Genomic DNA, 25,717 nt, shown 5'->3' on the forward strand with positions numbered 1-25,717 from the left:
TACCTGTTGGCGTCAACGGCAAAGAAAATGAAAGCTGCCCTCATACTTATCGGTTTAGTTATCTGCGGCGCGATGACCAGCGTTTGGGCACAGCAGCCGGCCGCGCAGTTGCGAGACGTGGAAACGGCGCGCACCCGCTGCGTGCGGCTCTTGCTTTCTGATACCGCTTATGCCAGCGAGCGGAGCTACCAGCTAAGCGGCGACATCAGCTACGCGCAGGACGGCGCGGGCTACTACGCCTCCCTGACGCCGGCGGGCGCCTGGCCCGACATCGACTACCACTCCACGCTGAGCAATGCCTGGCCGCCCTCCTGGCACCTCTACCGCCTGCTGCTGGTGGCCCGGCGGTACCACCGCAACCACGACCCGCAGTACATAGCCGCGCTGCACCGCGGGCTGGCCTATTGGACCAGCCACGATTTTCGCTGCCCGAACTGGTGGCAAAACCAAATCAATACGCCCTTCGCCTACGCCAGCCTGCTACTGATGCTGGGCCCCGAGGCCACGGCCCCCGAGCGGGCGTTTCTCGACGACGTGCTACGCCCGCGCATTGCGCAGAAGAACCCCACGGGGCAAAACAAAATCTGGCAGCACGACATCGAGGCCCGCGTGGCACTGCTCCACAACGATGCCGTCGGGCTGGCCCAGGCGTTGAACAACATGGCCTCGGTCATTGTGGTCAGCACGGGCGAAGGCATTCAGCCAGACTACTCGTTTCAGCAGCACGGCGCCATGCTGCAGTTTGGCAATTATGGCCTGCACTTCGTGAACAGCCTGCTGTTTTGGCTGGCCGTGACGGAGGGCACGAGCTACGCCTTCGCGCCGGAAAAGCAGCGCGTGCTGTTCGACTATTGCGCCAACGGCTTGCGCTGGACGGTGTTTCGGGGCAAAATGGACATGACGACCCGCGGCCGCCAATTGCGAGCCGGCGCCGACACCAAGCGGGGGCAGGTGCTCTACGATGACTTGCGGCTGGTGCGCGCCCTCAATCCGGCTCAGGCCTGCCGGTATTTTCTCGATGGCTTCGCCAGTCCGGCCGACGCCGCCTGCGAGCTGCGGGGCAACCAGAACTTTTGGCGCAGCGGCTACCTGGTGCAGATGGCCCGGGGGCAGTATTTCACGAGCGTGAAAACGCACGGCCCTTTCGTGAAAAAAATCGAATCCATCAACGGGGAAAACCTGCTCGGGGCCTATTTGAACGACGGCGTGAGCCTGGTGCAGCGCACGGGCCGGGAGTACCACGACATCGAAGCGTACTGGAACTGGGCCCTGCTGCCTGGCACCACCACCGATACCACCCTGGCGCCGGGCGACGCCCAAGTGCTGAAATCCAACAACGAAGCGGCCTTTGTGGGCCAGGTGTCGGACGGCGCCGCGGGCCTGAGCACCATGGCCTACGACCGGCTCGGCCTCCAGGCCCGCAAAAGCTATTTCCTGGTCGGCAATACGCTCGTGGCCCTGGGGGCAGGCATTGAAGCTAAAAACGCCAAAAGCGTGGTGACAACGGTCAATCAAACCTATTACAAAGCCCCGCTGATAAGCACGGAGGCAACCCCACTCAGCCTGCGCTGGCTTTGGCACGACAGCATAGCCTATTTCTTCCTGGCCCCCGGCAGCCAGCCCAAAACGCTGGTGCGCACCCAAAAAAGCAACTGGCCGGCCGTCGACGTAGCCTCGCCGCCGGCCGGCGCGGCCGATGTGCGCAAGACCTGCACCATCCTGCTGCCCCACCGCCAGGCCTCGGAGTACGCCTACGCCGTGCAAACCGGCCTGGGCCAGGCACAAGCTCGTGACGCGGCCCGCCGTTTTCCGGTGCAGGTGCTGGCCAACACCCGCGCCGTGCAAGCCATCAACGCCCCCGACCGGGTGATGGCCGCCTTTTACCAGCCCGGGAAGCTACGCGTGAATGCCACCACCAGCATGGAGGCCGGCAGTCCGTGCCTGCTGGTGTATAAGCGCACCACTGCGCGGTCTGAAGTGTGGGTTTCCGACCCCACCCGCACCTTGCAAAGCGTCCGGCTGTGCATTAACGGCACCTGCCGGACCATCGCGCTGCCCCAGGGCGACCTGGCGGGTAGCACCATCAAAGCTAGCTTTTGAGCTAGCTGAAACCCATTGGTTTTAGAGGGCTCACGGTTGATGCCCGTCACGCAACTGCTCCCGCAGCGAGTGGAGTGTTAAGAAAAAAGCAAAAAGCCCGCCTGGTCACCAGGCGGGCTTTTTGCAAGTGGTTTGAAACCTGGCGAATTACGCGCCCAGTTTCTTTTTCAGGTTGGTGTCCAGCGCTTCCAGAAATTCCTCGGTGTAGAGGTAGTCGCGGCCGTGTTCCACTTTGTTGCCGTGGATGCAGACGGCCAGGTCCTTGGTCATCTTGCCGCTTTCTACGGTTTCGATGCACACTTGCTCCAGGGCGTGGCAGAAGTTCACCAGCTCCTGGTTGCCGTCGAGCTTGCCGCGGAACTCCAGGCCGCGCGTCCAGGCGAAGATGCTGGCAATGGGGTTGGTGCTGGTGGGCTTGCCCTTCTGGTGGTCGCGGTAGTGGCGCGTCACGGTGCCGTGGGCAGCTTCGGCCTCCATGGTGTTGCCGTCGGGCGTCACCAGCGTGCTGGTCATCAGGCCGAGCGAGCCGAAGCCCTGGGCCACGGTGTCGGACTGCACGTCGCCGTCGTAGTTTTTGCAGGCCCACACGAAGTTGCCGTTCCACTTCAGCGCCGAGGCCACCATGTCGTCAATCAGGCGGTGCTCGTAGGTGATGCCGGCAGCCTGGAACTTGGCCAGGTAGTCCTGCTCGTAAATCTCCTGGAAGATGTCCTTGAAGCGGCCGTCGTACTTCTTCAGGATGGTGTTTTTGGTGCTCAAATACAGCGGCCAGCCCTTCATCAGCGCCTGGTTGAAGCAGGCGTGGGCAAAGCCACGGATGCTTTCGTCGGTGTTGTACATGGCCAAGGCCACGCCGTCGGACTTGAAGTTGAACACCTCAAACGACTGCGCCTCGCCGCCGTCTTCGGGCTGGAAGGTGATGGTGAGCTTGCCCTTGCCCTTGGTCACGAAATCGGTGGCGCGGTACTGGTCGCCGAAGGCGTGGCGGCCGATGCAAATCGGAGCCGTCCAGTTGGGCACCAGGCGGGGCACGTTCTGCATCACGATGGGCTCACGGAACACCGTGCCGTCCAGAATGTTGCGGATGGTGCCGTTCGGCGACTTCCACATCTGCTTCAGGCTGAACTCCTTCACGCGCTCCTCGTCGGGGGTGATGGTGGCGCACTTGATGCCCACGCCGTACTGCTTGATGGCGTTGGCCGCGTCGATGGTCACCTGGTCGTTGGTTTCGTCGCGGTACTCAATGCCCAGGTCGTAGTACTTGATGTCGAGGTCGAGGTAGGGCGTAATCAGCTTGTCCTTGATGAATTTCCAGATGATGCGCGTCATTTCGTCGCCATCGAGCTCCACTACGGGGTTGGCTACTTTGATTTTGGTCATGAACTTGGGAGGTGGTTGAGAAGAATTGGTGGTCTGTTGCCGCGCCGCTGCGCCGGGGCCGCCCACCTGGCCCGGAAAGGGGCTTCAGGGGAAGGCAACGGCTTTAGGCGCGACGCGACAGCACCCAAAGGTAGCAGCGCCCGTAGGCTCTTGCTGCCTGTTTGCCCCGAAATCACACAATGGTTTGTGTAGAACGAGGCGGCCCGGCACCGGGCCAATGCGGTGCTTACTTTGTTGCCGCATGTTGCTGCCCATTGCCTTCGCGTCCATCTACGCCCACCCGCTGCCCAGCGGCCACCGCTTTCCCATGCTGAAGTACGAGCTGCTGCCCGAGCAGCTCCTGCGCGAAGGAACGGCCACCGAGGCCGACTTTTTCACGCCCCAGCCGCCGCCCGATGCCGACGTGCTGCGGGTGCACGACGCCGACTATTACCAGCGCCTGCGCCGGGGCCAACTCACGCGGCAGGAGGAACGAGCCACCGGCTTTCCGTGGTCGGCGGCGCTGTTTGAGCGCGAAGTCACCATCCTGGGCGGCACCATCGAGGGCGCCCGCCGGGCCCTGCAAACGGGCGTGGCGTTCAACATTGCGGGCGGCACGCACCACGCTTTCCGGGCGCGGGGCGAGGGCTTTTGCCTGCTCAACGACCAGGCCGCGGCCGCGGCCTGGCTGCTGGCCCACGTGCCCGCGGTGCAGAAGGTCCTCATCGTCGACCTCGACGTGCACCAGGGCAATGGCACGGCCGCCATTTTTCAGCACGAGCCGCGGGTGTTCACGTTCTCCATGCACGGCGCCCGCAACTACCCCGCCCGTAAGGAAGCCTCCGACCTCGACCTGCCCCTGCCCGACGGCACCGACGACGTCACTTACCTCCGGCTGCTGGCCGACACGCTGCCGCGCCTCCTCGACGACGTGCAGCCCGATTTTGTGTTCTACCTCGCCGGCGTCGACGTGCTGGCCACCGACAAGCTGGGCCACCTCGCCCTCAGCCGCGACGGCTGCCGCCAGCGCGACGAATTCGTGCTCGGCCTCTGCCATCGCCACCGCTTGCCCGTGGTGACGTGCATGGGCGGCGGCTATTCCGAGCGCATCATCGACATCGTGGAAGCCCACGCCAACACGTTTCGCGTGGCGGCCGGGTTGTGGGGCTGACAGCCGTCCGCGCTGCCTGCCTATTTCAATAGCACCAGCTGCCAGCGGAAAGCCCAGCGCCAGCGCAACTCATAGCGCGTGATGCCGGCGCGCTGCAGCAGCGCGACCCAATCGGCGCGCCGGAACGCGCGGGCCACCGACAGCGGCGCATCGTGCCGCACCAAATACGAGCCGCCCAGTAGCCGCGTGAGCCACTTAATGCTGTGGTAGGCCAGCCAGTGCCGGTGCAGGTCGTTGATAACCACTGCCACGGCCGCTTGCTGCTGCCATTGCCGCAGCAGCGTTACCAGCTCCTCGTTGCTGAAATGGTGGCAAAACAGGCTGCACGTAAGCACATCGAAGTCCTGCGCCTGGAATTCGGGCGAGAAAATATCGAACTGGCGGTAGCTGATTTCGGGATAGTTCCGGCTTTTGGCAGCCGCGTAGTCCAGCATAAACTCATTGGCATCAATGCCCACCAGCTCGACCGGAAACCCCTTTTTGCGGGCCCAGCGGGCCACTTGCCGCAGGGTGTCGCCGCCGCCGCTGCCCAGGTCGGCCACGCGCAGGGGGCGCCCGTGAGGGAAGCGGGGCCGCAGGCGATGCAGCGCGTTCAGCACCGGCGCGTAGCCGCCCAGCCAAGTGTTGATGGTTTCGAGCTCGTCGAGGTTCTGGCGCAGGGCGTCGGTGGCCAGCGTCAGGTCGTCCATCAGCTCCGGGCCGGAAGCGCGTTCTGCAAACATCTTCAAAGAGCAGGGAACAGTTAGCAGTTAGTAGTTAACAGTTTTGCTGCCCGGCTCATCTTTTCCTGTGGCAGGTGCGCCGTAATGCCTAGTTGCTCACTGCCTGCTGCTAGCTGCTCACTGCTAACTGTTAACTGCAACAGCATGGCCTCCATCGTCAGGCCCGGCCCGAAGGCAAAGCTGAGCACCGGCGCACCGTTGTCGGCGGGCGTGGCGTGGGCCAGCACGTCGCGCAGCACAAACAGCACCGTGGCCGACGACATGTTGCCGTAGTCGCGCAGCACGCGGTAGGCGTGGCGGTTGTCGGCGCGCGTCAGGCCCAGCTCGGTTTCGATGGTTTCGAGAATCTTGCGGCCGCCGGGATGGATGGCAAAGTGCCGCACGTCGCCGAGCTGCACGGGCAGGCTGTTCAGCAGCCCGTCGGTCAGGCTGCGGATGCCGCGCTGAATGAGTTTGGGCACGTAGCTGCTCAGCGTCATCTCAAAGCCGAAGTCGTTGATGTGCCAGGCCATGTCGTCGTGCCCGTCGGGTTCCAGCCCGCAATGGAAGGCCTGCAGCGCCAGGCTGGGCGCCTCGTTGGGCAGCGGCCGGGCCTGCACCAAGCAGGCCGCCGCGCCGTCGCCAAACAGGGCGTTGCTCACCAAGTGGTCTTCCTCCGGGCTTTTTTGGAAGTGCAGCGTGCACAGCTCCACGCTCACGATGAGCACGCGGGCCTGGGCATCGGCCAGGCAAAAGGCATCGGCGAGCTTCACGGCGTTCACGGCGGCATAGCAGCCCATGAAGTTCACGCAGGTGCGGCGCACGTCGGGCCGCAGGCCGAGGGACTGCACCAGCTCAATGTCCAGCCCCGGGGCGTACATGCCCGTGCAGCTCACCGTGACGAGGTGGGTAATGCTGCCCAAGTCCACATCGGGTACCTGAACCAGGGAGTTGCGCACGGCTTCCATAGCCAAAGGCAGTGCCTCGCGGCGGTAAGCGGCCATGCGCTGGCCCACGCTCGGGAACGGCTCCAGGTCGGGCGTGTTGGGGAAAAAGGTGTACTCGCCGTTGGCCCGGCCGTAGTCGGGCAGCACCGAATAGCGGTGCTCGATGCCCGACACGCGGTACAGCGCCCGCAGCTTGCGCGTGTCGGCTTCGCCAAAGCCCAGCGCCTGCGCCATAAATTCCGCAATCTGCGGCTGAGCAATGCGATGAACGGGGTTGGCCGTGCCAACGGCACCTAAATAACTCGGCATTCGGGAAAGGAATTACGGGCGAAAGAGCAGGAGCAAGGCCGGCGCCCGGGCCCTGCCCCGGCATCGACTCGCCTATTTACGGGATAACAACCGGTTTTGCGCCGGACCGGGCCAAAATCGGGCTAATAACTTTTTGGCGTGGGGCGGCCGGTCCTAAAATTCCTGGCCGTGGGTGCGCCGCATCAGCGCCTGCACCGCGCCCGGCCAGTGGCGCAGGCCGCCCACCACCAGCTCGCTCAGCACCGGCCCGCCAAACAGGCGCTGCACGGCGCGACCCACCCGCAGCCGCCCCCCAAACTGGGCCTGCCAGGCCCGGGCATAGGCCGCTTCCATGGCCGGGCGGGTGGTGGTGTGGGTAAGAAAGTCGTGCGCCGCGGCCGCGGCCAGCGCCGCGCCGTGCAGGGCCATGGCCATGCCGTTGCCGCATAGCGGCGTGATGAGGCCCGCCGCGTCGCCCACCATCAGGATGTGCTGCTCCACCGGCTGCTTGGGCGCAAACGAAATTTCGTTGATGACTTCCGGCTGCGGATACAGCACCTCGGCCGTGTCCAGAATCTCGCGCAGGCGCGGGTTGCGGGCCAGCACCGCAGCTTCCATGGCCGGAACGGTGCCGTGGCGGCGCAGGTTTTCGCGGGTGGTGAGGTAGCAGAAGCACAGCTTGTCCTCCTCGATGGCCGAGATGCCCGCGTAACCGTCGGCAAAGTTGTGCAGCGCAATCACATCGCGCGCAAAGCCGGGCAGGCGCAGGTGATACTTCACTCCCAGGTAGGGCGAGCGCTGCGCAAAAAAGCCGCGCTGCAGCTGCCGGTCGAGGTTGGCGCGCTTGCCGTAGGTGCCCAGCACCACGCGGGCCGTGAGCTGGCGGCCATCGGCCAAGGCCACACGGTGCTGGTCGGTGGCGGCGTCGTAGGCCACGTCGGTCACCGTGCTTTTCAGGTAAAACTCGACGCCGCGCGCTTGCGCTCTCTGGTAGAGGAAGTCGTCGAGCCGATAGCGGCTCACCCCAAAGCCGCCCAAATCGAGCGGCGCGGTGAGCGTTCGTCCGCCCGGCGACGACAGCTCAAACCGCCCGATGGCCGCCGGCGCCAACGCGGCCGGGTCGGCCCCAAGGCGGCGCAGGTAGGGGAGGACTTCGTTGCTCACGTACTCGCCGCACACCTTGTGGAAGGGGTAGTGCTTGCGTTCCACCACCGCCACGCGGTGGCCGCGGGCCGCCAGGTCCAGGGCCGCCGCCAAACCGGCTAAGCCGCCGCCAATCAAGAGAATATCCACCTAATTGGTCGGTAAAATGAGAACAATGAGAGCGAAATTACCGTAATTCATCGAGGTTTCTGTATATACGCGTGGCCCTAAAGATTTGGCCGCCGTATCTTTGTCAACTAAAATTTCCCCTTTTCGTTACGCTAGTACCACACGCACTTCCCTTCCCACCTTAAGTTTACTATGATGCAACGCTACTTTCTACCTCTATTGCTGTGTATGTGTTTGTGCTTCGGCCTAGCTCCGGCACTCCGCCTGCCCGCCGCCTCGGCCGCCGCGCTGAGCCGCCCCGGCCAGCAAGGCGCTAAACCCGGCAACGACGAGAAAACCCTGGTGGTGTACCCCAATCCCAGCACCGGCATCGTGCACCTTACCATCAACAACCTACAGGGCAAAAAGGTGGAGTTGAGCGTGCTAAACGTCATCGGCTCGGTGATGTACCGCGAAACGCTCACGGAGCTGAACGACCGGTACACCAAAATGCTCGACCTGAGCAAATTCGCCAACGGCCTCTACTACGTGCGCCTCGAATCGGATAACACCAGCCAGATGTGCAAGCTTGTTATTCGCTAATCTGGTCTTCGCTCTGTAGCCAGACACAAAAAAAGCAGCCTGTAAGGCTGCTTTTTTTGTGTCTGGCTACAGGAGACTATTTCACCCGCACCGGTTCCGGGGCGAGCATCTCCTTCACGTTGTTCACGGTGCTATAGGCCATAATGGCCGTGAGTACCAACAGGCCGAGCATGAAGATAAACATGATGCTGAGGTGAATTCGGGTGGAAAATGGGCGGCCCGGTCAGGGAGCCGCCGCTGAGGTATTCAACCCCGAAACGCCGAAGCGGGTTTCAATAAGATTTCGGCTTTTGCTTCACGTCTGCTCCGGAAACTCGGTGCGCAGCGCGGCCATCACCTCTTCGGTCACGGCGCGCACCTGGGCCACTTTCTGGGCCGCTGCCGCCGGCTCGGGGGCATTTTCGCCGTAGGCCTCTATCTCGCGGATGACCTGGCGCAGGCTTTCCACGCCCAGGCCGTCGAGGGAACTTTTGAGGTGGTGGGCGGCGTCGCCCACGGCTTCCCAGTCGGGCTTGGTCAGGGCCTCGTCGAGGGCGGTGAGGATGGCCGGCGTGGTTTCGATGAACGCCCAGGCCAAGCGGCGCACAATGGCTTCGTCGTGGCGCACCAGCTGGCGCACGTTGCTCAAGTCGTAGAGGGGAGCTGCAGAGGGCATGGAAAATAGAGGTTGATGAGGTGAGGCAGGTTCGGGAGCGGGGCGGTGCCGGGCCAGCACTTCCTGCATGGTTTCGAGGAGTTGTTCTTCGCGGTAGGGCTTGGCCAGGTAGCCGGCAAAGCCCGTGGCTTTGAGGCGCTCGGCCTCGCCGGCCTGGGCGCGGGCCGTGAGGGCAATGATGGGCGTGGCGGCCCGGGCGGCGTCGGGGTGGGCGCGCAGGGCGCGGGCGGCGGTTTCGCCGTCCATGCCCGGCATCTGAATGTCCATGAGCACGAGGTCGAAGGGCCGGTGCTCAAACAGCTGAATGGCCGCCAGGCCGCTGGCGGCGGTGGTCACCTGCCAGCCCCAGTTGCGCAGCACGGTTTCGGCCAGCAGGCTGTTCACCATGTTGTCTTCCACCAGCAGGATGCGGCCGGCCACCGTTTCGGCGGGCGGCGCGGCGGGGGCCGGTGCTGGCTCGGGCGCTGCCGCCAGCACCGGCTGAAAGGGCAGCGTGAAGGCGAAGGTGCTGCCCTGGCCCAGCTCGCTGCACACGCGCAAGGTGCCGCCCATGAGGCGCACCAACCCCTCCGAAATGCTGAGCCCCAGGCCCGAGCCGCCGTATTCGCGGTCGGTGCTGGCCGTGGCCTGCGTGAAGGGCTCAAACACTTTCTCCAGGGTTTCGGGCGCTATGCCCACGCCCGTGTCGCTCACCGCGAATTGCAGCCACACGGTGCCCACGGGAGCGGCGTGCAGGCTCGGGCCGGGCACCGTTCGGCAGCGCAGCCGCACCTGCCCCTCCTCAGTAAACTTGAGGGCGTTGCTGACCAGGTTGAGCAGCACCTGGCGCAGCCGGTGGGCGTCGCCCAGCACCTGGGGCAGGTGAGCGGGCTTGTCGAGGCGCAGGCGCAGGCCCTTTTCGCGGGCCCGGGGCCGCAGCAGCGCCGCGCAGCCGGTCAGAAGCTCGTCGGGGTCGAAGGGCGTGCGCTCGGCGCGCAGCTTGCCAGCGCCCAGGCGGGCGGTGGTTAGCACGTCGTTCAGCACGTTCAGCAGGTGCTCGGCCGACTCGGCCAGCAGGCGCAGGTAGTCGTGCTGGCTGCGGCTGAGCGTGGTTTTCGACAACACCCCGGTCAGGCCCAGAATGCCGTGCAGCGGCGTCCGAATTTCGTGGCTCATGTTGGCCAGAAAGTCCTGCTTGGCCTGAGCATCTACCTGGGCTTCGCCAATGGCCTGCTCCAGGGCCTGCTGCGTGCGCTTCAGCTCGCTGATGTCGCTGTCGACGCCCAGCACCTGGGCCGTGCCGTCGGCGCGCTCAAACAGGCGCTTCACGCTGCTGAACCACGACACCGTGCCGTCCGGGTACGTGTACGATTCCTCCAGGATGAGGTCTTCGCCGGTGGCCAGCACCTGGCGGTCTTGCTCCTGATAGCGGGCCAGCTCGGCGGTGGTCACGGCGGGCACGCCAGCCGCCCCAAACCGCACCAGCTCGTCGGGCGTCAGCCCATACAGGGCGGCCAAAGCGCGGTTGGCCAGCAGGTAGTTGCCGTGCCCGTCCTTGAGGTAGATGGGGTGGGGCAGGGCGTCTATTACCTGCCGGAACAGGCGGTGCTGCTCGGCCAGCCGCTCGCCGGCCGCGCGGCGGTGGGCGTCGGTGGCGCGCCGGTCGGTGATGTCTTCGGCCACGCCAATAATGCTCGTGACGGTGCCGTCGGCATCGCGGGCAAAGGGCGTGTGGCTGCTGCGCAGCCAGCGCAGGGAGCCGTTGCGGTGGCGGGCGGCAAATTCGAGCGTCAGCACTTCGCCCTGGGGCAGGCGGGCCACGGCGGCCCAGTGCTCGCGCAGGCGCTGCTGGGCCTCGGGGGGCATCAGGCCGGGCAGCAGGGCGCCGTCGGGGAAAGCCAGCAGTTCTTCGCTGGTGTAGCCCAGCACCAGCTCAATACGGCGGTTGGAGTAGGTGTTGCGCTCCAGGCGCAGGTCGTAGATGTAAATCAGGTTGGGCACCAAGTCTACCACTTGGCGCAGCAGGTGGCGGTTATGGCGCAGCTCTTCCACCGCGGCGCGGTGGCGGCTCACGTCTTCGGCGCTGCCCATCAACTCGCGCACCTGCCCGTCGGGCGACCAAGCGCTGGCGCGCACCCGGATGCGGAGCCAGCGCCAGTCGCCGTCGCGGTGGCGCACGCGGCAGTCCCAGGTCAGGTCACGGTCTTGGTCGAGCAGCACGCTCAGGTTGGTGCTCTGCACACGAGCCAGTGAAATGGGGTGCAGCATGTTGGGCCCCAGCAGGTGTCCCTGGCTCACCAGGTCGCGGGGCGTGAAGCCGAGCACGGTTTCGCAGTGGCGATTGCAGTGTAGCAGCCGGCGGCGCTGGGCATCGTAGCTGAACAGGATGAGCGGGACCTTGTCGGCCAGCCCATTGCCAAAGAGGGGCGCCTCGGGCACCGGCCGAAGTGGGCCCTCCGAATGGGTTTCTCGCGCCGCCGCGCGCCGGGCGGCCGGTACCGGGGTGCGGCGGGCCAGGCGAGGAGAACGGGAGCGGCGCATCATCGGAATAGCAGAAGGAAACGGGGCCAACGGAAAAGCAAAGTACGATACGGGCGGCGCGCCCGTCGGCTAGCTCACGCGCAGCTCCTGTTGCTGAATCATGCGGTAGATGGTGGACTTGCCGATGTGCAGGCGCGCCGCCACCGCCAGTACGTCGCCGTCCATTTCGTCGAGGCAGCTTTGCACGATGGCCGTGGTTTGCTCGCGCAGCGAGAGCTGGCTGCCGGGCCCGATGGTGGTGGCCCGCCCGGCGCGCAGGGGCAGGTCGTCGCCGTCAATCAAGTCGCCGTCGGCCAGCACCGCAGCCAGTTCCACCACGGCCTTCAGCTCGCGCACGTTGCCGGGAAAAGGGTGGGCGCGCAGCCGGTCGCGGGCGTCGTCGCTGAGCTGGCGCGGCGGCAGGTTGTTCACCTGGCAGAAGTCGCGCACAAAAGACTCGGCCAGCAGCAGCACGTCGGTGCCGCGCTGGCGCAGCGGCGGCAGCGCAATGGGCAGCCCCAGCAAGCGGTAGTAGAGGTCTTCACGGAAGCGGCCGGCCTGCACTTCGGCCAGCAGGTCGCGGTGCGTGGCCACTATCAGGCGCACATCGAAGGCGATGGCTTGGTTGCCGCCCACGCGCGTCACTTCCCGCTCCTGCAGCACGCGCAGCAGCTTGGCCTGCAGGCTGAGGTCCAGGTCGGCGATTTCGTCCAGAAACAGGGTGCCGCCGTTGGCTTCTTCGAGGCGGCCCACGCGGCGGGCCACGGCCCCCGTGAAGGCCCCTTTTTCGTGACCAAACAGCTCGCTCTCCACCAGCTCGCGCGGGATGGCCGCCATATTAACGGCCACGAACGGCAAGGTGGCCCGGCTCGATTGGAAGTGAATGGCCTTGGCCACCAGCTCCTTGCCGGTGCCGGTTTCGCCGCTTACGCTCACGGTAATGGTGGTGCGGGCAGCTTTGGCAATGAGCGTTTGCACGTGCTGCATGGTGGGGTGCTCGCCCAGAATGGGCTGCCCAGCGCCGTAGCGCGCGCCTATTTGCCGGCGCAGCTGGTTGTTTTCGCGGCGCAGGCGGGCTTGCTGCTCCACCTTGCCCACAATGTTCCAGAGGCGGTCGAGGGTGTTTTCGTCCTTCACCAAGTAGTCGTAAGCGCCTTGGCGGAGCATGCTCACGGCCGTGCCCACGTCTTCCTGCCCCGAAATGACGATGACCTCCACGCCGGGCAGCCGCTCCTTTATCTGGCGCAGCACTTGCTCGCCCTTGGCATCGGGCAGGGAATAGTCGAGGGTGATGAAATCGGGCTGTTCTCCCAGTTGCTCGAGGCAGGCCTTGGCCGTAGCAAAGCGGTGCACGCTGTGGTTGGGGTTCTGGCCCAGGCGGTGCACCAGCAGCTCGCCGTACCACTCGTTGTCTTCCACCACAAAAATCTTAAACGGTAGAGTAGGCATCATAGAAGAAAGAAAGTGTGAAAGAAGCGAGGCTTGGCTACTGCCTGGCTAAGCACTTAAGCAAAGCAGCAGCTTTCCTGTACGGACGGCATTGGAAAAGTTATATTGCAAAAATAAGCCGAAATTAACATTCTTGTTAAAATAACTGACAAAATGAGGCATATACGAAGTGAAATGGCCTCCGGATTGCACATGATTTTTTCTTATATTCTAGTTTTAGGAACAAAATCCCAAATTGAGACAGGCGAAAAGCAAGCCGAAAAAACTATGTAGTTGATACTTAGGCAGAGAGTGCGGCAGCAGCTTGATGGCCGCGGAATTGCATGAAATGGAGCGGCAGGGTGCCAAACTTTCAAATATTTTCTACGACTATCATGCAATTCTTTACTCCCACTGCTACATCGTTGGTCCGGTTGCGGACGTGGTTGCTGGCCGCCCTGGTCTTATCACTGGGCACAGGCGCGGCGCTGGCTTCCCCGTCGCCAGCTTACTCGACTTCCAACGTATACTCAAACTACACCCCTTACCAAAGGACTTTTCTGGGGGTGGAAAGCGGAGTGCAAAACCCGGGGTTTGCCGCCGACGCGGACCTCACCAATTACGCCGTTCTCAACACTTTCCTGAGCGTGGCCTCGACGGCCGGCATTCGGCTGGGGCTGAGCGGGACAGGCGGTGCGGCCGGCGACCGCGCCGGCGTGGTGGTGAGCAACGCCACCACGTTTTCCAACCCGCTCAATCTGAGCCTTGTGAACGTGATTACCCTCTCTACTTATAACGGCACGCAATGGCAGGAATCGTGGCTGGTATCGGCCGAAGTGGCGCACGACTTGCTGCTGGGCAGCACGCGGCCCACGCAACTGGAGTTTGTGGCCAAGGCGCCGTTTACGCACGTGCAGCTTGAAGTGGGGGGCCTGACCTCGTTGTCGTTCAAACTCAACGTGCACTACGCCTACGCTGTGCCGTCGTTGGTGCAGCCGCAGGCTAAGGGCGTGATGTCACAGTTTAACGCCAGCGGCGCGGCCTTGTCGCAATACTACGGTGCGGGCACTTCGAATGCGGGCGTGATTAGCGCCTGCGTGGGGGCCGGGGTGAGCAACCCCGAGCGGGCCGTAGACAATGACCTGACCAACTATGCCACCTTCAACAGCCTGGCCACCGTGTCGTGCCCGGCGGCGCTCTCGGTGAAGCTGGCCAGCAACCTCGACGCCCCGGGCGGCTATTACGCCGGCTTCGTGATTGGCAACGACGACCTGCTGGACCTGAGCATCTTGTCGGGCCTGCGCCTGAGCACCTACCGCGACGGCCTCCCCACCGGCGAAACCGCCACCGGCGCCGAACTGCTGGAACTGCACGCGCTGCCCGACGGCAAATACCAGGTAAGCTTCCGCACCAAGCTGCCTTTCGATGAGGTAAAGATTGAGCGCATCGGCCTCGTGTCGGTGCTCGACGACCTGAAGCTGTATTATGGTTTTGGCGTCGAACCCCGCGCCTTTGAGGGCACCACGCATGTGCAATCGGACTTTCCGGTGGGCCAGACCTCCGGCAAGTATGCCACCAGCACCGCCGGCGTCTGCGTCCTCGGGCCCTGCGGCGTGACCAACCCGCAAGGCGCGGCCGACAACGACCCCAGCACGGTGGCCACCATGAACATTCCCACCGGCCTGCTCACGACTGCTGAACTGAAGCTGGCCCTGAACGGCACCGGTGCCGCCGGCAACCGCGCCGGCATGGTAGTGGGCAACGGCTCCGGCCTGCTCGATGTCGCCGTGCTCGACCAGCTGACCCTGACTACTTACGACGCCGACGGTAAGGTGCTCGAAAGCGCTTCGGGCAGCTCCTTGCTCTCACTGACCTTGCTGCCCGACGGCCGCCAGGAAATTTCCTTCCTCACCACCCGTCCCTTCGCGTCGGTGCAAATCACCGCCTCGGCTGGCGCCTCGGCGCTCACCAGCTTCCCCATTCACTACGCCTTCGCCGACGACAAAACCGGCGGTATCCCGTCCATCATCACGCCGCTGCCGGTGCAGCTGACGTCCTTCGGCGCCAAGTGGACCAACAACACCGCCGAGGTAGTATGGACCACGGCGGCGGAGAAAAACAGCAGCCACTTTGTGGTGGAGCGTTCCACCGGCGTCGGTGTGCCGTTTACGGCCGTGGGCCAGGTGGCCGCTGCCGGCAGCAGCACCCGCAGCCTGAGCTACAAGTTGCGCGATGCCGAAGCCGGCGCCCAGGGCGTGGCCGTGGTGTACTACCGCCTGCGCCAGGTAGACTACGACGGCAGCAGCACGCTGTCCTCCATCGTGTCGGTGGCCGTGGGCAAATCGGCCGCTGCGGCCCCGCAGCTTGAAGTATATCCCAACCCCGCTGCCGATGCCCGCGCCGTGCTGGTGCATTGCCCCAACCTACCCGAAACGGGCGGCGTGGTGCAGGCTTACTCGCAGCTAGGCCAGTTGGTGGGCCAAGTGGCCGTGCCCAATGCCGCCGCCAACGTGGCCCTGCCGGCCCTCGCGCCCGGCCTCTACCACGTGGTGCTGCGCGGCGCAGCCGGCCAAGCGTTGGCCACCCAGCGCCTGGTAGTCGGGGCTCGCTAATCACACCTGACCTTTCTGCAAAAAAAGCCCTGCCGATACGAATCGGCAGGGCTTTTGAATTTTAACAAGCAATGCTGCACGCTATTGCGCAGCGCTGCGGAGCAGGCGCACGGCCGGGCCTCCATCGGCAGGGCGGGCCAAGTAGAGGCCGGCGGGCAGTTCGGCGGCGGGCTGCCAGCGCACCGAACCGTCGGGCTGGCTGCGCACGGTGGCCACGGCGCGGCCCAACTGGTCGCAGATGGTGAGGGTTTGGGCACCGGGCGTGCTCAGCTGGAAGCGCACCTCCTGGGTGAAAGGAGTGGGGTATGCGGCGATGTGCGGCGCGGCGCTTGCGCGGCTGGCCAGCGGCCCGCTGGCTGACACCCGGAAGGTGAGCAACTGCGTCTCGCTGCCTTTGATGGGGCAGGCGTCGTCTTCGGCCGTCACGGCCACGCGGTACAGGCCGGGCGTGGTGTTCAGCGGCGGGGTGAACGTGAGGCGGGCCTGGCCGTTGCCGAGGTTTTGCAGCGTGGTGCCGGGCATCGCATTGTAATCCAGGGTGAGGGCGAGGGTTTGGCCGGCGTTGCGGTCGGTGGCCGTTATCAGTACCGAAACCGGCTCGCCGGCGAGGGCCGGGATAACCTGGCTCAGCGTCTGCGTGGTGGTGCGGGTGCCGTTTTGCACCGTGAGCAGCGGGCTCACCACGGGCAGTAGGTTGGTCCCGCAATCGTACACCATGAAGTACAGTTCGCGGCGCGTGGTGCCAATGAGCACATAGCTGCCGTTGAGGCGCCGGTATTCGCTGATTTTTACGGCCGCCGCGTATTTGTTGACGCCGGTGGCTGGGAGCGCCGTGCTGTTGTAGATGCTGGGCTGCAGGCTGATGGAGCCCGTGCGGGCGTCGAAGCGGAAGCGGGGGTTTACGCCGGATTTTTGCGGGCAGGTACCCACCGTGTCCATGTCCACCGCAATGGGCAGCGTGGCGCTATACATGGCGATGGGCATGGGTTGATACACGCACAAGGGGTTGCTGCTGAGCACAGTAGCCGTAGAGGCCGGGTAGGGATTGAACGTGATGGGCGTGTTGCAAGCCTCCAGGGGCGTTTCAAGCGAATACACCAGCGAGTCGCCGTCGGGGTCGAAGGCGTTGTTGCTGAGGGTGGAAAGGCGGTGCACCGGCACAAAGAAGGCCGGCTGCACGCTGCTCACCGGCGAGTTGTTGGCAATGGCCAGGCCGGTGGTGCCGGGCACGGGCACGAGGTTGCTCAGTGTGGCCTCAAAGTAGAGGTCGCCGGGGTTGGCGATGTTGGCGGTAGCAGGGCGGGCGTTCTGAGCGGTGCTCAACACCCAGCGCGCGGCCGGCGGCAGGGTCACGGTGGCGGTGTAGGTGAAGGCTTCGGTGTTGGTGATGGTGCTGTTGCACACGCCGCTTAGAGTGGCGCAATACTGCCGGGCCGCCACCCCGGGCCCCACCTGCACAAACGGCGCCGTGACGGTGGCCGCGGTGTTGCAGCCGCCCGAGCGGCATTCCAGCGTGAAGGGCGACAGCGTGATGCCGGAACAGTCGCGGTAGATGTGCAGCGTGACGAGGTAGCGGTTGTTGCCCAGCGCGGCGTAGGTGAGGTCGCCGCCCTGCATGTGGCTGGCGGCCGCCGGCCGGGCCCACAGCAGCCCAATGAGGGCCAGAGCCCAGGAGAAACGTAGCATTGTATGCATGTGAAAGAGGAAAAAGGGTGAAAGAATGAAGTACTGCGGGGCCGCCCCCAGCGCAATGGGCTGGCACCTCAACGTTATTAGTTTGCAATAATACAGGATTGATATTCTCAAACATCATTCCAAAAAAGCTGAATATCAAGGCCAAAATCTTGTGGATGCGTCCCCTCGGATAATGATAACCGAGACGTAACATTGCGACGGTGCCCCCGCAATGCCGGCGTCGGAATTTTGTGGTCACCATTCACCATCTCACCCCACCATCTTTTTATGAAGCAAAACTTTTTACGCATGGGCAGCATGGCGCTGCTCGCGGCCCTGGCGGTTTCGTGTTCGCGCGATGCACAGGTGGCTCCGGCCGCTGGTCCTACCGCGGCCGTGGTGAACCAGGACGCTACCCGCGACAACAACCTGGCCATGGGCAACCCCAGCGGGGCCGTGACCGACGCCACCAACTACCCCAACAATTACCTGATGACCAAAACCCAGTACAGCCTGTCGTATAGCCGCGACAAGGGCAAGCCGAACTGGGTGAGCTGGCACCTGAGCAGTGCCTGGCTGGGCAGCACCCCCCGCCAAGACAACTTTGCCTCCGACGGGACCTTGCCCAGCACTTGGTTTCACGCCACCAGCAGCAGCTACACCGGCTCGGGCTTCGACCGCGGCCACAACTGCCCCTCGGCCGACCGTACGGGCTCGGTGGCCGACAACTCGGCCACGTTCCTCATGACCAACATGATGCCCCAGGCCGCCAACAACAACCAGCAAACCTGGGCCAACCTCGAAAACTACGAGCGCACCCTCGTGAGCCAAGGCTACGAACTCTACGTCATCTGCGGCAGCTACGGCAGCGGCGGCACCGGCGTGAACGGCTACGCCACCACCATTGCGAGCGGCAAAATCACGGTGCCGGCCCGCTGCTGGAAAGTCGTGGTGGTATTGCCCGAAGGCAGCTCCGATGCCAGCCGCGTCACCACCAGCACGCGCATCATCGCCATCGACACGCCCAACACCACCAGCATCAGCTCCAGCTGGGGCAGCTACCGCACCACGGTCGACGCCATTGAGCAGGCCACCGGCTACAACATTCTCTCGGCCGTGAACAGCACGGTGCAGGCCACCATCGAGTCGCGCGTCGACACCGGCCCCACGAGCTGATAGCGCGCTCAACTACCGGGTACGGTTTCCGCCTCACCAACTCACCGGAAAGTAGTCCGGCAACAGAAAAGGCCATGCAATACCTTGTATTGCATGGCCTTTTCTGTTGCCGGACGGGAGAAATGCTTTGCAGCTTTCTGCACGCGAAAGCTAAAGGTACGGCGGCTTGTGGCTGCAAAGCAATGCGTTACGAAGTAGCAAGTTTTTTTTAAAGTGAAAAAAACAGTCCGAAATATCCGCTGATTAGCCAGTTAGGGCGAAAACGCCGGCTGAAAATTTTCGCACAATTTAAAGTTAACATTACCTGAGGTTGGCCGGGTGTAATGCTTTCTTAATTTTGCATCGTGCTTCACCCCAAACACCCGTTGATGAAGCGCGGGACCTTGCTCAGCAGCAGCCCGCGAGAAGACCGGAAGGTCTGCGCTGCCATCGGTTTCCACGATTTTTCTGCTGGTATTGCCGCTGTTTTTTTGGGTTATTGCCCCGTTACCGTTTCGGATTCCGAAACGGTTTTTTTATGCACGTCTGGTTTGGATAGATAAGGTATTCCGGCGCTTCGGCGCTGTTCCCTCACTCATTAAATGCAAGCGGCTCGGCCCGCGGTCGGCATCCGGCCCGACAACCGCCAACGAGCCGTCGATAACTACAAGAAGCATGAAACTCGGCGCCATTACGTTACAAAATCCGGTGTGCCTGGCCACCGCTCCCTGGGACCTGGCCGGGGACGGTTGCGAGCACCTGGGCGCGATTTTTACCAAAACCGTGACCATGGAGCCCCGCCCGGGCCTGCCCGGCGACGAAGGTATCCTGCAAGTGGCCGACCAAACCCTGCTCAACCGCACCGACATCCGCACCGAAGGCGCCGAAGGGCTGGTGCAGGAGCACCTGCCGCGGCTGCGCCGCTTCGGCGTGCCGGTGTTTGTGAGCGTGACCGCGCCGGGCGTGCCGGGCTTCCGCAAAATTGCGCGCTACCTGCAGCGCGAAGCCGGCGAGCAGATTGCCGGCCTCGAAGTGTACATCACGGCGCCGCACTCCGGCGCGGGCCCCGACATCACGGCCCGCTACGTGCGCGAAGCCACCGAGGCCGTGCGCAACGAGCTGCGTCCCGACGCGGCCGTGATAGTGAAGCTGCCGCCGTGGCCCGACCACATCCGGGGCCTGGCCCTGGGCGCCCAGGAAGGCGGCGCCACCGCGCTGGCCGCCACCAACACCCTGAAAGTGCTGCACCTGCCCGCCGACTCCGGCGCCGCGCCCCTGGTGGGCGGCCTCTCGGGCGAGGCGCTGCGGCCGCTGGCCCTGCGCTGCGTGTGGGAGCTGGCCAACGACGCCAACCTGCACCTGCCCATCTTCGGAACGGGCGGCATTTTCACGCTGCGCGACGTGCAGGACTACCTGCGCGTGGGTGCCCAGGCCGTGCAGGTGGCCAGCGGCGAATGGCTCTCGCCGGGCCTCACGGCGCGGCTCGCGGCCGAGGTGGCGAAAATGGCCCCCGCAACTCGATAAACTGCTTCACACCCTCCCTCCCAAAATTCCTACAACCGACCACGCCGCCATGCAAAAGCTCATCACCCGTGTTCAGACTGCTAATTCCCTGCTGTGCGTGGGCCTCGACCCCACGGGCGACGATGCCGCCGTGGCGCAGCGCATGCACGAAGTAATAACCGAGACGGCCGCCTACGCGGCCGCCTTCAAGCCCAATCTGGCCTTCTTTCTGAGCCGTGAAAACGGAGTGGCCCTGCTCCAGCAAACCGTGCGCAGCATCCCCACGGACATCCCCGTGATTCTGGATGGCAAATTCGGCGACATCGCCAACACCGCCGAGCAGTACGCCCGCTTCGCCTACGACGTGGTGGGCGCCGACGGCGTGACCGTGAACCCCTACATGGGCGACGACACCATCCGGCCCTTTGCCCGGCCCGGCAAAGTAGTATTCTCCCTGGCCAAAACCTCCAACAAGCCCGTGCACGGCCTGCAAGACGCGGCCATGACGCGGGGCGGCTCCATCAGCGACTGGGCCGCCCGCCTGGCCCGCCTGATGGACGAAGAACTGACCGAGTCGACGGTGGGCTTGGTGGTGGGTGCTACGGAGCCCGCCACCGTGGCCAAGCTCCGCGCCGCCTGCCCCGAGCAATGGTTCCTGGTGCCGGGCATTGGCGCCCAGGGCGGCGACTTGTCGGCCACGCTGCGGGCGGGCCTGCGCAAAGACGGCAGCGGCCTGCTGATAAACTCTTCGCGGGGCATCTGGCAGGCCAAAGACGCCGGCGCCGCCGCCCGCGAACTGCAAGAAGAAATCAACCACTACCGGGCCGTGACGAGCCCCCAGCATGCCTGACCCCTAAAGCCGCTTCACCGCGGCTTTTTGCGTTTTTACCTCTCCTCAGCCAATGACTTCACCCCCCGACAACCCGCTTTCCGCCATTGCCCTCGACGCCGAGCTGCTGGAGCAGCAGCTGCGGCAGGAAGACGCCCTGCTGCGCGGGCACTTCCGGCTGTCGTCGGGCCTGCACTCCGATACTTACGTGCAGTGCGCCCGCTTCCTGCGCCGCCCCGACCTGGCCGCCCCGGCCGCGGCCGCGCTGGCCGGCCAGATTCAGGCCGCCGACCTGCAGCCCGACGTGGTGGTGGGCCCGGCCATGGGCGGCGTGGTGATAGGCTACGAGCTGGCCCGCCAGTTGGGCGTGCCCGGCATCTTCACCGAGCGCGACGCCGAAGGGCAGATGACCCTGCGCCGCGGCTTTGCGGTGGCCCCGGGCGAGAAAGTCATCATTGCCGAAGACGTGGTGACCACCGGCAAAAGCACGCTGGAAGTGGCCCGCGTGCTGCGCGAGCTGGGCGCCGAGGTGCTGGGCGTGGCCTCCCTGATTGACCGCACCGGCGGCACCGGCGGGCTCGACTTTCCGCACTTCGCGCTGCTCTCGGTGCAAGCGGCCACCTACCAGCCCGATGCCTGCCCGCTTTGTGCGGCCGGCGTGCCGGTGGTGAAGCCGGGCAGCCGCCCAGAGAAAGCGTTTTAATAGGAAAGTTGAAAAGAACGTCATGCAGAGCGCAGCGAAGCATCGCGCGTGCCACCACTACCCAGTGTTGTGCTGACGAATGGATAACCACCCCAGGCGAGATGCTTCGCTGCGCTCTGCATGACGTCCCTTACTGACGTTCTGATATCAGCAATGTCCGACAACACCCCCCAAAGCACCCACACCATCCAGCTCACGCTGAAACCCGGCCAGCACGACGGCGACGGCCAGCGCGTGGCCGAAGCCGCCGCCCGCCACCTGGGCCTGCGCACCGGCCGCGTGCGCAGCGCCGCCCTCTACACGGTGCGTTACCCCCTCAGCGAAACCCAACTGCGGGACTTTGCCAGCCGCTGCCTCGCCGACCCGGTGCTGCACGACGTGCGCCTGAACGAGTTGAGCGGCGCCGAGGGCTACGCCACCTACATCCTCGTCGCCCGCCGCCCCGGCGTGACCGACGACGAAGGCACTTCGGCCCAAAACGCCCTGGCCGACCTGCTGAATGAGCCGCTGGATGTGCACACCCAGCACATTTTTAGCAAGAAGCTCTACCTGCTCGAAAACGACCTGCCGGCCGACGACCTGCGCCGCATTGCGGAGGAACTACTTGGGAACAAGCTCATCAACTGGCTGGAAGTGGGCCGCGTGGCCGACGGCATCCGCGACTACACGCCGCGCCCCGGGGGCGGCGCCGAAGCCATCACCGAGGTTGTTTCGCTGACGGGCCTGAGCGACGCGGAGCTGCTGCAGCTCTCGAAGGAGAACATCTACGCGCTGAACCTGGAGGAAATGCGCGCCGTGCGCGACTACTTCGCTGCTGCTGAGACACAAGAGGAGCGGAGGGCCGCCGGCCTGCCCGCCGACCCCACCGACTGCGAGTTGGAAATCATTGCGCAGACGTGGTCGGAGCACTGCAAGCACAAGGAGTTTGCGGCCATTATCAATTACAAGGACACCGAAACGGGCGAGGAAAAGCAGATTGACTCGCTCTTCAAAACCTACATCAAAAACGCCACGTCGGAAGTGGACCGCCAGCTGCGCGCCAACGGCAACGACTGGCTGATAAAGGTGTTTTCGGACAACGCCGGCGCGGTGCGCATCAACCCCGACTCGCTGTTTGTGTGGAAGGTGGAAACGCACAATTCGCCTTCGGCCATCGACCCGTACGGCGGGGCCATCACGGGCATTCTGGGCAACAACCGCGACCCGTTGGCTACTGGCATCGGCGGCGCGCGGCTGCTGTTCAATACCAACGTGCTGTGCTTCGGCAACCCGCAGTACGACGGGCCGCTGCTGACCGGGCAGTTGCACCCGCGTCGCATTCTGGAAGGGGTGCGCAAGGGCATTGAGGACGGTGGCAACAAGTCGGGCGTGCCGACGGTGAACGGCGCCATTGTGTTCGATGACCGGTACGCGGGCAAGCCGCTGGTGTATTGCGGCACCGGTGCGGTGATGCCCATGCAATTTGCGGGCAAGGACTCCTGGGAGAAAATCATCGATGCCGGCGACCGTATCATCATGGCCGGTGGCCGGGTGGGCAAAGACGGCATCCACGGCGCCACGTTTTCGAGCATTGAGCTGGACGAAACCGCGCCCGCCACGGCTGTGCAAATCGGCTCGCCTATCACCCAAAAGCTGGCGATGGATTTCCTGCTGCTGGCGGCCCGGCGCGGCCTGCTGAAATGCAGCACCGACAACGGCGCGGGCGGCCTCTCATCGTCCGTGGGCGAGCTGGCCGGCATCTCGGGCGGTGCGGTCGTGGAACTGGAGCGCGTGCCGCTGAAGTACCCTGGCCTGCGCCCCTGGGAGATTTTCGTGAGCGAATCGCAGGAGCGGTTTACGCTGGTGGTGGAGCCCGGCAAGATGGCTGACCTGCTGGCGCTGGGCCAGGAAATGGAAGTGGAGCTGACCGACATCGGCTACTTCACCGCCGACGGTTTCCTGGACGTGCGCTTTGATGGCACCCCGGTGGCGCGGCTGAACATGCACTTTCTGCACGAAGGCGTGCCGCGCAAAACCCTAGAAGCCGAGTGGACCAAGCCCGCCGCCGCCGAGCCGGAGATTCCGGCCGCTACCGACTACACCGCGACGCTGGGCCAGCTGCTGGGCTCGCTCAATATCTGCTCGCGCGAGTCGGTTATTCGGCAGTACGACCACGAGGTGAAGGGCCGCACCATTGTGAAGCCGCTGATGGGCGCCACCGGCCAGGCCCCGCAGGACGCGGCCGTGGTGCGCTTCAATTTCGAGAGCTGGGAAGGCGTGGCTGTGAGCAACGGCATCCTGCCACGCTACGGCGATTTGGACGCCTACCACATGTCGGCTGGCTCATTTGACGAGGCCGTGCGCCAGATTATTGCGGTGGGAGGGAAGCTGCCGAACCTGACGCCCGGCGACGGCATTTTCTGGTCGGTAAACGACAATTTCTGCGTGCCCGATTCGGTGTACGACGCCACGACGAACCCCGACGGCAAGCAGAAGCTGGCCAAGCTGGTGCGCATGTGCGAAGCCCTGCGCGACGCCACGGCGGCTTACTGCATCCCGCTCACCAGCGGCAAGGACTCGATGAAAAACGACTTCAAGGCCGATGGCGTGAAGATTTCGGTGCCTCCCACCGTGCTCTACTCGATGACGGCCAAGATGGAAGACGTGCGCCGCGCCATCACCTCCGATTTCAAGCAGGCCGACGACGTGGTGTACCTCCTCGGCGAGACGTACGACGAGCTGGGCGGCTCCGAATTCTACGCCCTGCACGGCCAGCTGGGCGCCAACGTGCCCAAAGTTGATTTCGAGAAAGCCAAGGCGCTGTACACCCTCGTGGGCCAGGCCAACGACCAACACCTGATTCAGTCCTGCCACGACCTGAGCGACGGCGGCCTGGCCGTGGCCCTGGCCGAGTGCACCTTCGGCTACGACTGCGGCGCCAGCATCGAGCTGCCCGCCACGGGCCTGCCGCTGCCGGTGCAGCTGTTTTCAGAGTCGCACTCGCGCTTCCTGGCCACGGTGGCGCCCGCAGACGTGGTGGCGTTTGAGCAGCTGCTGGGCCAGCGGGCCACCCGCCTGGGCCTGGTAACCAAAGAAGCGCGGCTGCTGGTGCGGCACGCGGGCAGCACGGTGATTTCGGCCGATGCGGCCACCTTGCGCAGCATCTGGAGCAATGGGCCGGTGAATCAGCTGCTAGGCGTGGGTGAAGTGGCCCATCTCAACCACCCGCCCGCTGTGTAATGGCACAAGACGACAACCCATCGGCCCAAAACCCTTTAGAAATGGTACAAGAAGCCCAGGAGGCAGCACATAAAGTTCAATCGGAAGCACAAACCCAGGCCGGCGGTGCTTCCGCCGCCGTGCGCGCCCTGATTCTGACCGGCTTTGGCATCAACTGCGAAGAAGAATTTGCGGCCGCCTACCGCCTGGCCGGCGCCGAGCCCACCATCGTGCACCTCAACCAGGTGCTGCACGGGCAGGTGAGCATCCACGATTTTGATGTTTTGAACTTCCCCGGCGGCTTCTCCTTCGGCGACGACCTGGGCTCGGGCGTGGTGCTGGCCAACAAGCTGCGCTACCGCCAGACCGGTGCCAATGGCCGCACGCTGCTCGACGACATCCGGCAGTTCATCGCCGACGGCAAGTTTGTGCTCGGCATCTGCAACGGCTTTCAGGTGCTCGTGAAGTTGGGCCTGCTGCCCAACCTGGGCGGCAACGTGACCCCCGAAGTGACCCTGACCCACAATGCCAGCGGCCGCTACGAAGACCGGTGGGTGACGCTGCGCGTGAACCCCAACACCACCACGCCCTTCCTCGCAGGCATCGACACGCTGGAGGTGCCCGTGCGCCACGGCGAAGGCCGCCTCGTGATTCCGGACGCCGCCCTGCAGCAGCGCATCGAAGCCAGCGGCCTCAACTGCCTGAGCTACCTCGACGCCAACGGCGACGGCACCCACGTGTACCCCTTCAACCCCAACGGCGCGGCCCTGAACTGCGCCGGCCTGACCGACCCCACGGGCCAGGTGTTTGGCCTGATGCCGCACCCCGAGGCGTTTTTGTCGGCCTACAACCACCCGGACTGGGCGCGGCGCCGGCGCCAAAACCCCCACGCCGGTGAGGAGGGGGAGGGGCTTCGCATTTTTAAGAACATCGTGGCGCACATTGCCCACGCGCGCACTGCCGCCGCACCCGCTGCGGAATTAGCCACTCAGAAGTAGTCCCCTTTCTCGCCCAGAACCAGCCCTGCAGAAACGTCGCTCA

At 64.5% G+C, this 25,717-nt stretch carries 17 protein-coding genes; 10 read left to right on the forward strand and 7 right to left on the reverse strand.

What is annotated here, in order from left to right:
- The first annotated feature begins 72 nt into the window (after positions 1-72).
- Positions 73-2,100, forward strand: coding sequence for a polysaccharide lyase family 8 super-sandwich domain-containing protein (locus tag JAO73_RS06855; RefSeq protein WP_198976351.1), 2,028 nt, complete (start codon positions 73-75; stop codon positions 2,098-2,100).
- 147 nt (positions 2,101-2,247) lie between these two features.
- Here JAO73_RS06855 and JAO73_RS06860 read toward each other — a convergent pair whose 3' ends face one another.
- Positions 2,248-3,480 (reverse strand): NADP-dependent isocitrate dehydrogenase, encoded by a 1,233-nt coding sequence (locus JAO73_RS06860; protein ID WP_198976352.1) that lies wholly within the window; start codon positions 3,478-3,480, stop codon positions 2,248-2,250.
- A gap of 244 nt (positions 3,481-3,724) precedes the next feature.
- Here JAO73_RS06860 and JAO73_RS06865 point away from each other — a divergent pair, with 244 nt between their 5' ends.
- Positions 3,725-4,630 (forward strand): histone deacetylase family protein, encoded by a 906-nt coding sequence (locus tag JAO73_RS06865; protein WP_198976435.1) that lies wholly within the window; start codon positions 3,725-3,727, stop codon positions 4,628-4,630.
- A gap of 20 nt (positions 4,631-4,650) precedes the next feature.
- Here the strand turns inward: JAO73_RS06865 and JAO73_RS06870 are convergent, their stop codons facing one another.
- From JAO73_RS06870 to JAO73_RS06880, 3 genes are all read right to left on the reverse strand, one after another.
- On the reverse strand, positions 4,651-5,352 hold the full coding sequence (locus JAO73_RS06870) for a methyltransferase domain-containing protein (protein ID WP_198976353.1): 702 nt from the start codon (positions 5,350-5,352) through the stop codon (positions 4,651-4,653).
- Positions 5,353-5,372: 20 nt separating this feature from the next.
- Positions 5,373-6,587 (reverse strand): type III polyketide synthase, encoded by a 1,215-nt coding sequence (locus JAO73_RS06875; RefSeq protein ID WP_198976354.1) that lies wholly within the window; start codon positions 6,585-6,587, stop codon positions 5,373-5,375.
- A 153-nt stretch (positions 6,588-6,740) separates the two neighbouring features.
- On the reverse strand, positions 6,741-7,859 hold the full coding sequence (locus JAO73_RS06880) for an NAD(P)/FAD-dependent oxidoreductase (RefSeq protein ID WP_198976355.1): 1,119 nt from the start codon (positions 7,857-7,859) through the stop codon (positions 6,741-6,743).
- Positions 7,860-8,066: 207 nt separating this feature from the next.
- Between JAO73_RS06880 and JAO73_RS06885 the strand changes: the two genes are divergently transcribed.
- Entirely contained in the window at positions 8,067-8,420 is a 354-nt protein-coding gene (locus JAO73_RS06885) for a T9SS type A sorting domain-containing protein (RefSeq protein ID WP_198976356.1), read from the forward strand.
- A gap of 295 nt (positions 8,421-8,715) precedes the next feature.
- On the opposite strand, the gene JAO73_RS06890 is transcribed toward JAO73_RS06885, so the two are convergent.
- Together JAO73_RS06890 and JAO73_RS06895 are read right to left on the reverse strand one after the other, a co-directional pair.
- Positions 8,716-11,598 carry a PAS domain S-box protein gene (locus JAO73_RS06890; RefSeq protein ID WP_198976357.1) on the reverse strand — a complete coding sequence of 961 codons (2,883 nt, stop codon included), beginning with the start codon at positions 11,596-11,598 and terminating at the stop codon, positions 8,716-8,718.
- Between the two features lie 66 nt (positions 11,599-11,664).
- Positions 11,665-13,026, reverse strand: a complete 1,362-nt coding sequence (locus tag JAO73_RS06895; protein ID WP_198976358.1) for a sigma-54-dependent transcriptional regulator — start codon at positions 13,024-13,026, stop codon at positions 11,665-11,667.
- Between the two features lie 542 nt (positions 13,027-13,568).
- Here JAO73_RS06895 and JAO73_RS23335 point away from each other — a divergent pair.
- Positions 13,569-15,614 carry a T9SS type A sorting domain-containing protein gene (locus JAO73_RS23335; RefSeq protein ID WP_198976359.1) on the forward strand — a complete coding sequence of 682 codons (2,046 nt, stop codon included), beginning with the start codon at positions 13,569-13,571 and terminating at the stop codon, positions 15,612-15,614.
- An 81-nt stretch (positions 15,615-15,695) separates the two neighbouring features.
- Here JAO73_RS23335 and JAO73_RS06905 read toward each other — a convergent pair whose 3' ends face one another.
- Positions 15,696-17,300 (reverse strand): hypothetical protein, encoded by a 1,605-nt coding sequence (locus JAO73_RS06905; protein ID WP_198976360.1) that lies wholly within the window; start codon positions 17,298-17,300, stop codon positions 15,696-15,698.
- A 276-nt stretch (positions 17,301-17,576) separates the two neighbouring features.
- Here JAO73_RS06905 and JAO73_RS06910 point away from each other — a divergent pair, with 276 nt between their 5' ends.
- The 6 genes from JAO73_RS06910 (at position 17,577) to JAO73_RS06935 (ending at position 25,674) form a co-directional block, all read left to right on the forward strand.
- Complete coding sequence (locus tag JAO73_RS06910) at positions 17,577-18,464, forward strand: DNA/RNA non-specific endonuclease (protein WP_198976361.1); 888 nt, start codon at positions 17,577-17,579, stop codon at positions 18,462-18,464.
- A gap of 654 nt (positions 18,465-19,118) precedes the next feature.
- The gene (locus JAO73_RS06915; RefSeq protein WP_190928069.1) at positions 19,119-19,967 is read left to right on the forward strand and encodes a dihydroorotate dehydrogenase; all 849 of its coding nucleotides are present in this window, start codon (positions 19,119-19,121) and stop codon (positions 19,965-19,967) included.
- Positions 19,968-20,016: 49 nt separating this feature from the next.
- On the forward strand, positions 20,017-20,796 hold the full coding sequence (gene pyrF, locus JAO73_RS06920; RefSeq protein WP_198976362.1) for an orotidine-5'-phosphate decarboxylase: 780 nt from the start codon (positions 20,017-20,019) through the stop codon (positions 20,794-20,796).
- A gap of 52 nt (positions 20,797-20,848) precedes the next feature.
- Positions 20,849-21,478, forward strand: a complete 630-nt coding sequence (gene pyrE / locus JAO73_RS06925; protein WP_198976363.1) for an orotate phosphoribosyltransferase — start codon at positions 20,849-20,851, stop codon at positions 21,476-21,478.
- A 153-nt stretch (positions 21,479-21,631) separates the two neighbouring features.
- Positions 21,632-24,697, forward strand: coding sequence for an AIR synthase-related protein (locus tag JAO73_RS06930; protein WP_198976364.1), 3,066 nt, complete (start codon positions 21,632-21,634; stop codon positions 24,695-24,697).
- Between the two features lie 41 nt (positions 24,698-24,738).
- Positions 24,739-25,674, forward strand: coding sequence for a phosphoribosylformylglycinamidine synthase subunit PurQ (locus JAO73_RS06935; RefSeq protein WP_198976365.1), 936 nt, complete (start codon positions 24,739-24,741; stop codon positions 25,672-25,674).
- The last annotated feature ends 43 nt before the right edge of the window (positions 25,675-25,717 follow it).

It is taken from the genome of Hymenobacter miniatus (assembly GCF_016427455.1).
In the GTDB taxonomy this organism is placed as follows: domain Bacteria; phylum Bacteroidota; class Bacteroidia; order Cytophagales; family Hymenobacteraceae; genus Hymenobacter; species Hymenobacter armeniacus.

Bases quoted from the DNA above. Each gene is read 5' to 3' on its own strand.
- JAO73_RS06855 (WP_198976351.1), top strand. From the start codon at position 73: ATGACCAGCGTTTGGGCACAGCAGCCGGCCGCGCAGTTGCGAGACGTG.
- JAO73_RS06860 (WP_198976352.1), bottom strand. From the start codon at position 3,480: ATGACCAAAATCAAAGTAGCCAACCCCGTAGTGGAGCTCGATGGCGAC.
- JAO73_RS06870 (WP_198976353.1), bottom strand. From the start codon at position 5,352: ATGTTTGCAGAACGCGCTTCCGGCCCGGAGCTGATGGACGACCTGACG.
- JAO73_RS06875 (WP_198976354.1), bottom strand. From the start codon at position 6,587: ATGCCGAGTTATTTAGGTGCCGTTGGCACGGCCAACCCCGTTCATCGC.
- JAO73_RS06885 (WP_198976356.1), top strand. From the start codon at position 8,067: ATGTGTTTGTGCTTCGGCCTAGCTCCGGCACTCCGCCTGCCCGCCGCC.
- JAO73_RS06890 (WP_198976357.1), bottom strand. From the start codon at position 11,598: ATGATGCGCCGCTCCCGTTCTCCTCGCCTGGCCCGCCGCACCCCGGTA.
- JAO73_RS06895 (WP_198976358.1), bottom strand. From the start codon at position 13,026: ATGATGCCTACTCTACCGTTTAAGATTTTTGTGGTGGAAGACAACGAG.
- JAO73_RS06905 (WP_198976360.1), bottom strand. From the start codon at position 17,300: ATGCTACGTTTCTCCTGGGCTCTGGCCCTCATTGGGCTGCTGTGGGCC.
- JAO73_RS06910 (WP_198976361.1), top strand. From the start codon at position 17,577: ATGAAGCAAAACTTTTTACGCATGGGCAGCATGGCGCTGCTCGCGGCC.
- JAO73_RS06915 (WP_190928069.1), top strand. From the start codon at position 19,119: ATGAAACTCGGCGCCATTACGTTACAAAATCCGGTGTGCCTGGCCACC.
- pyrF (WP_198976362.1), top strand. From the start codon at position 20,017: ATGCAAAAGCTCATCACCCGTGTTCAGACTGCTAATTCCCTGCTGTGC.
- pyrE (WP_198976363.1), top strand. From the start codon at position 20,849: ATGACTTCACCCCCCGACAACCCGCTTTCCGCCATTGCCCTCGACGCC.
- JAO73_RS06930 (WP_198976364.1), top strand. From the start codon at position 21,632: ATGTCCGACAACACCCCCCAAAGCACCCACACCATCCAGCTCACGCTG.
- JAO73_RS06935 (WP_198976365.1), top strand. From the start codon at position 24,739: ATGGTACAAGAAGCCCAGGAGGCAGCACATAAAGTTCAATCGGAAGCA.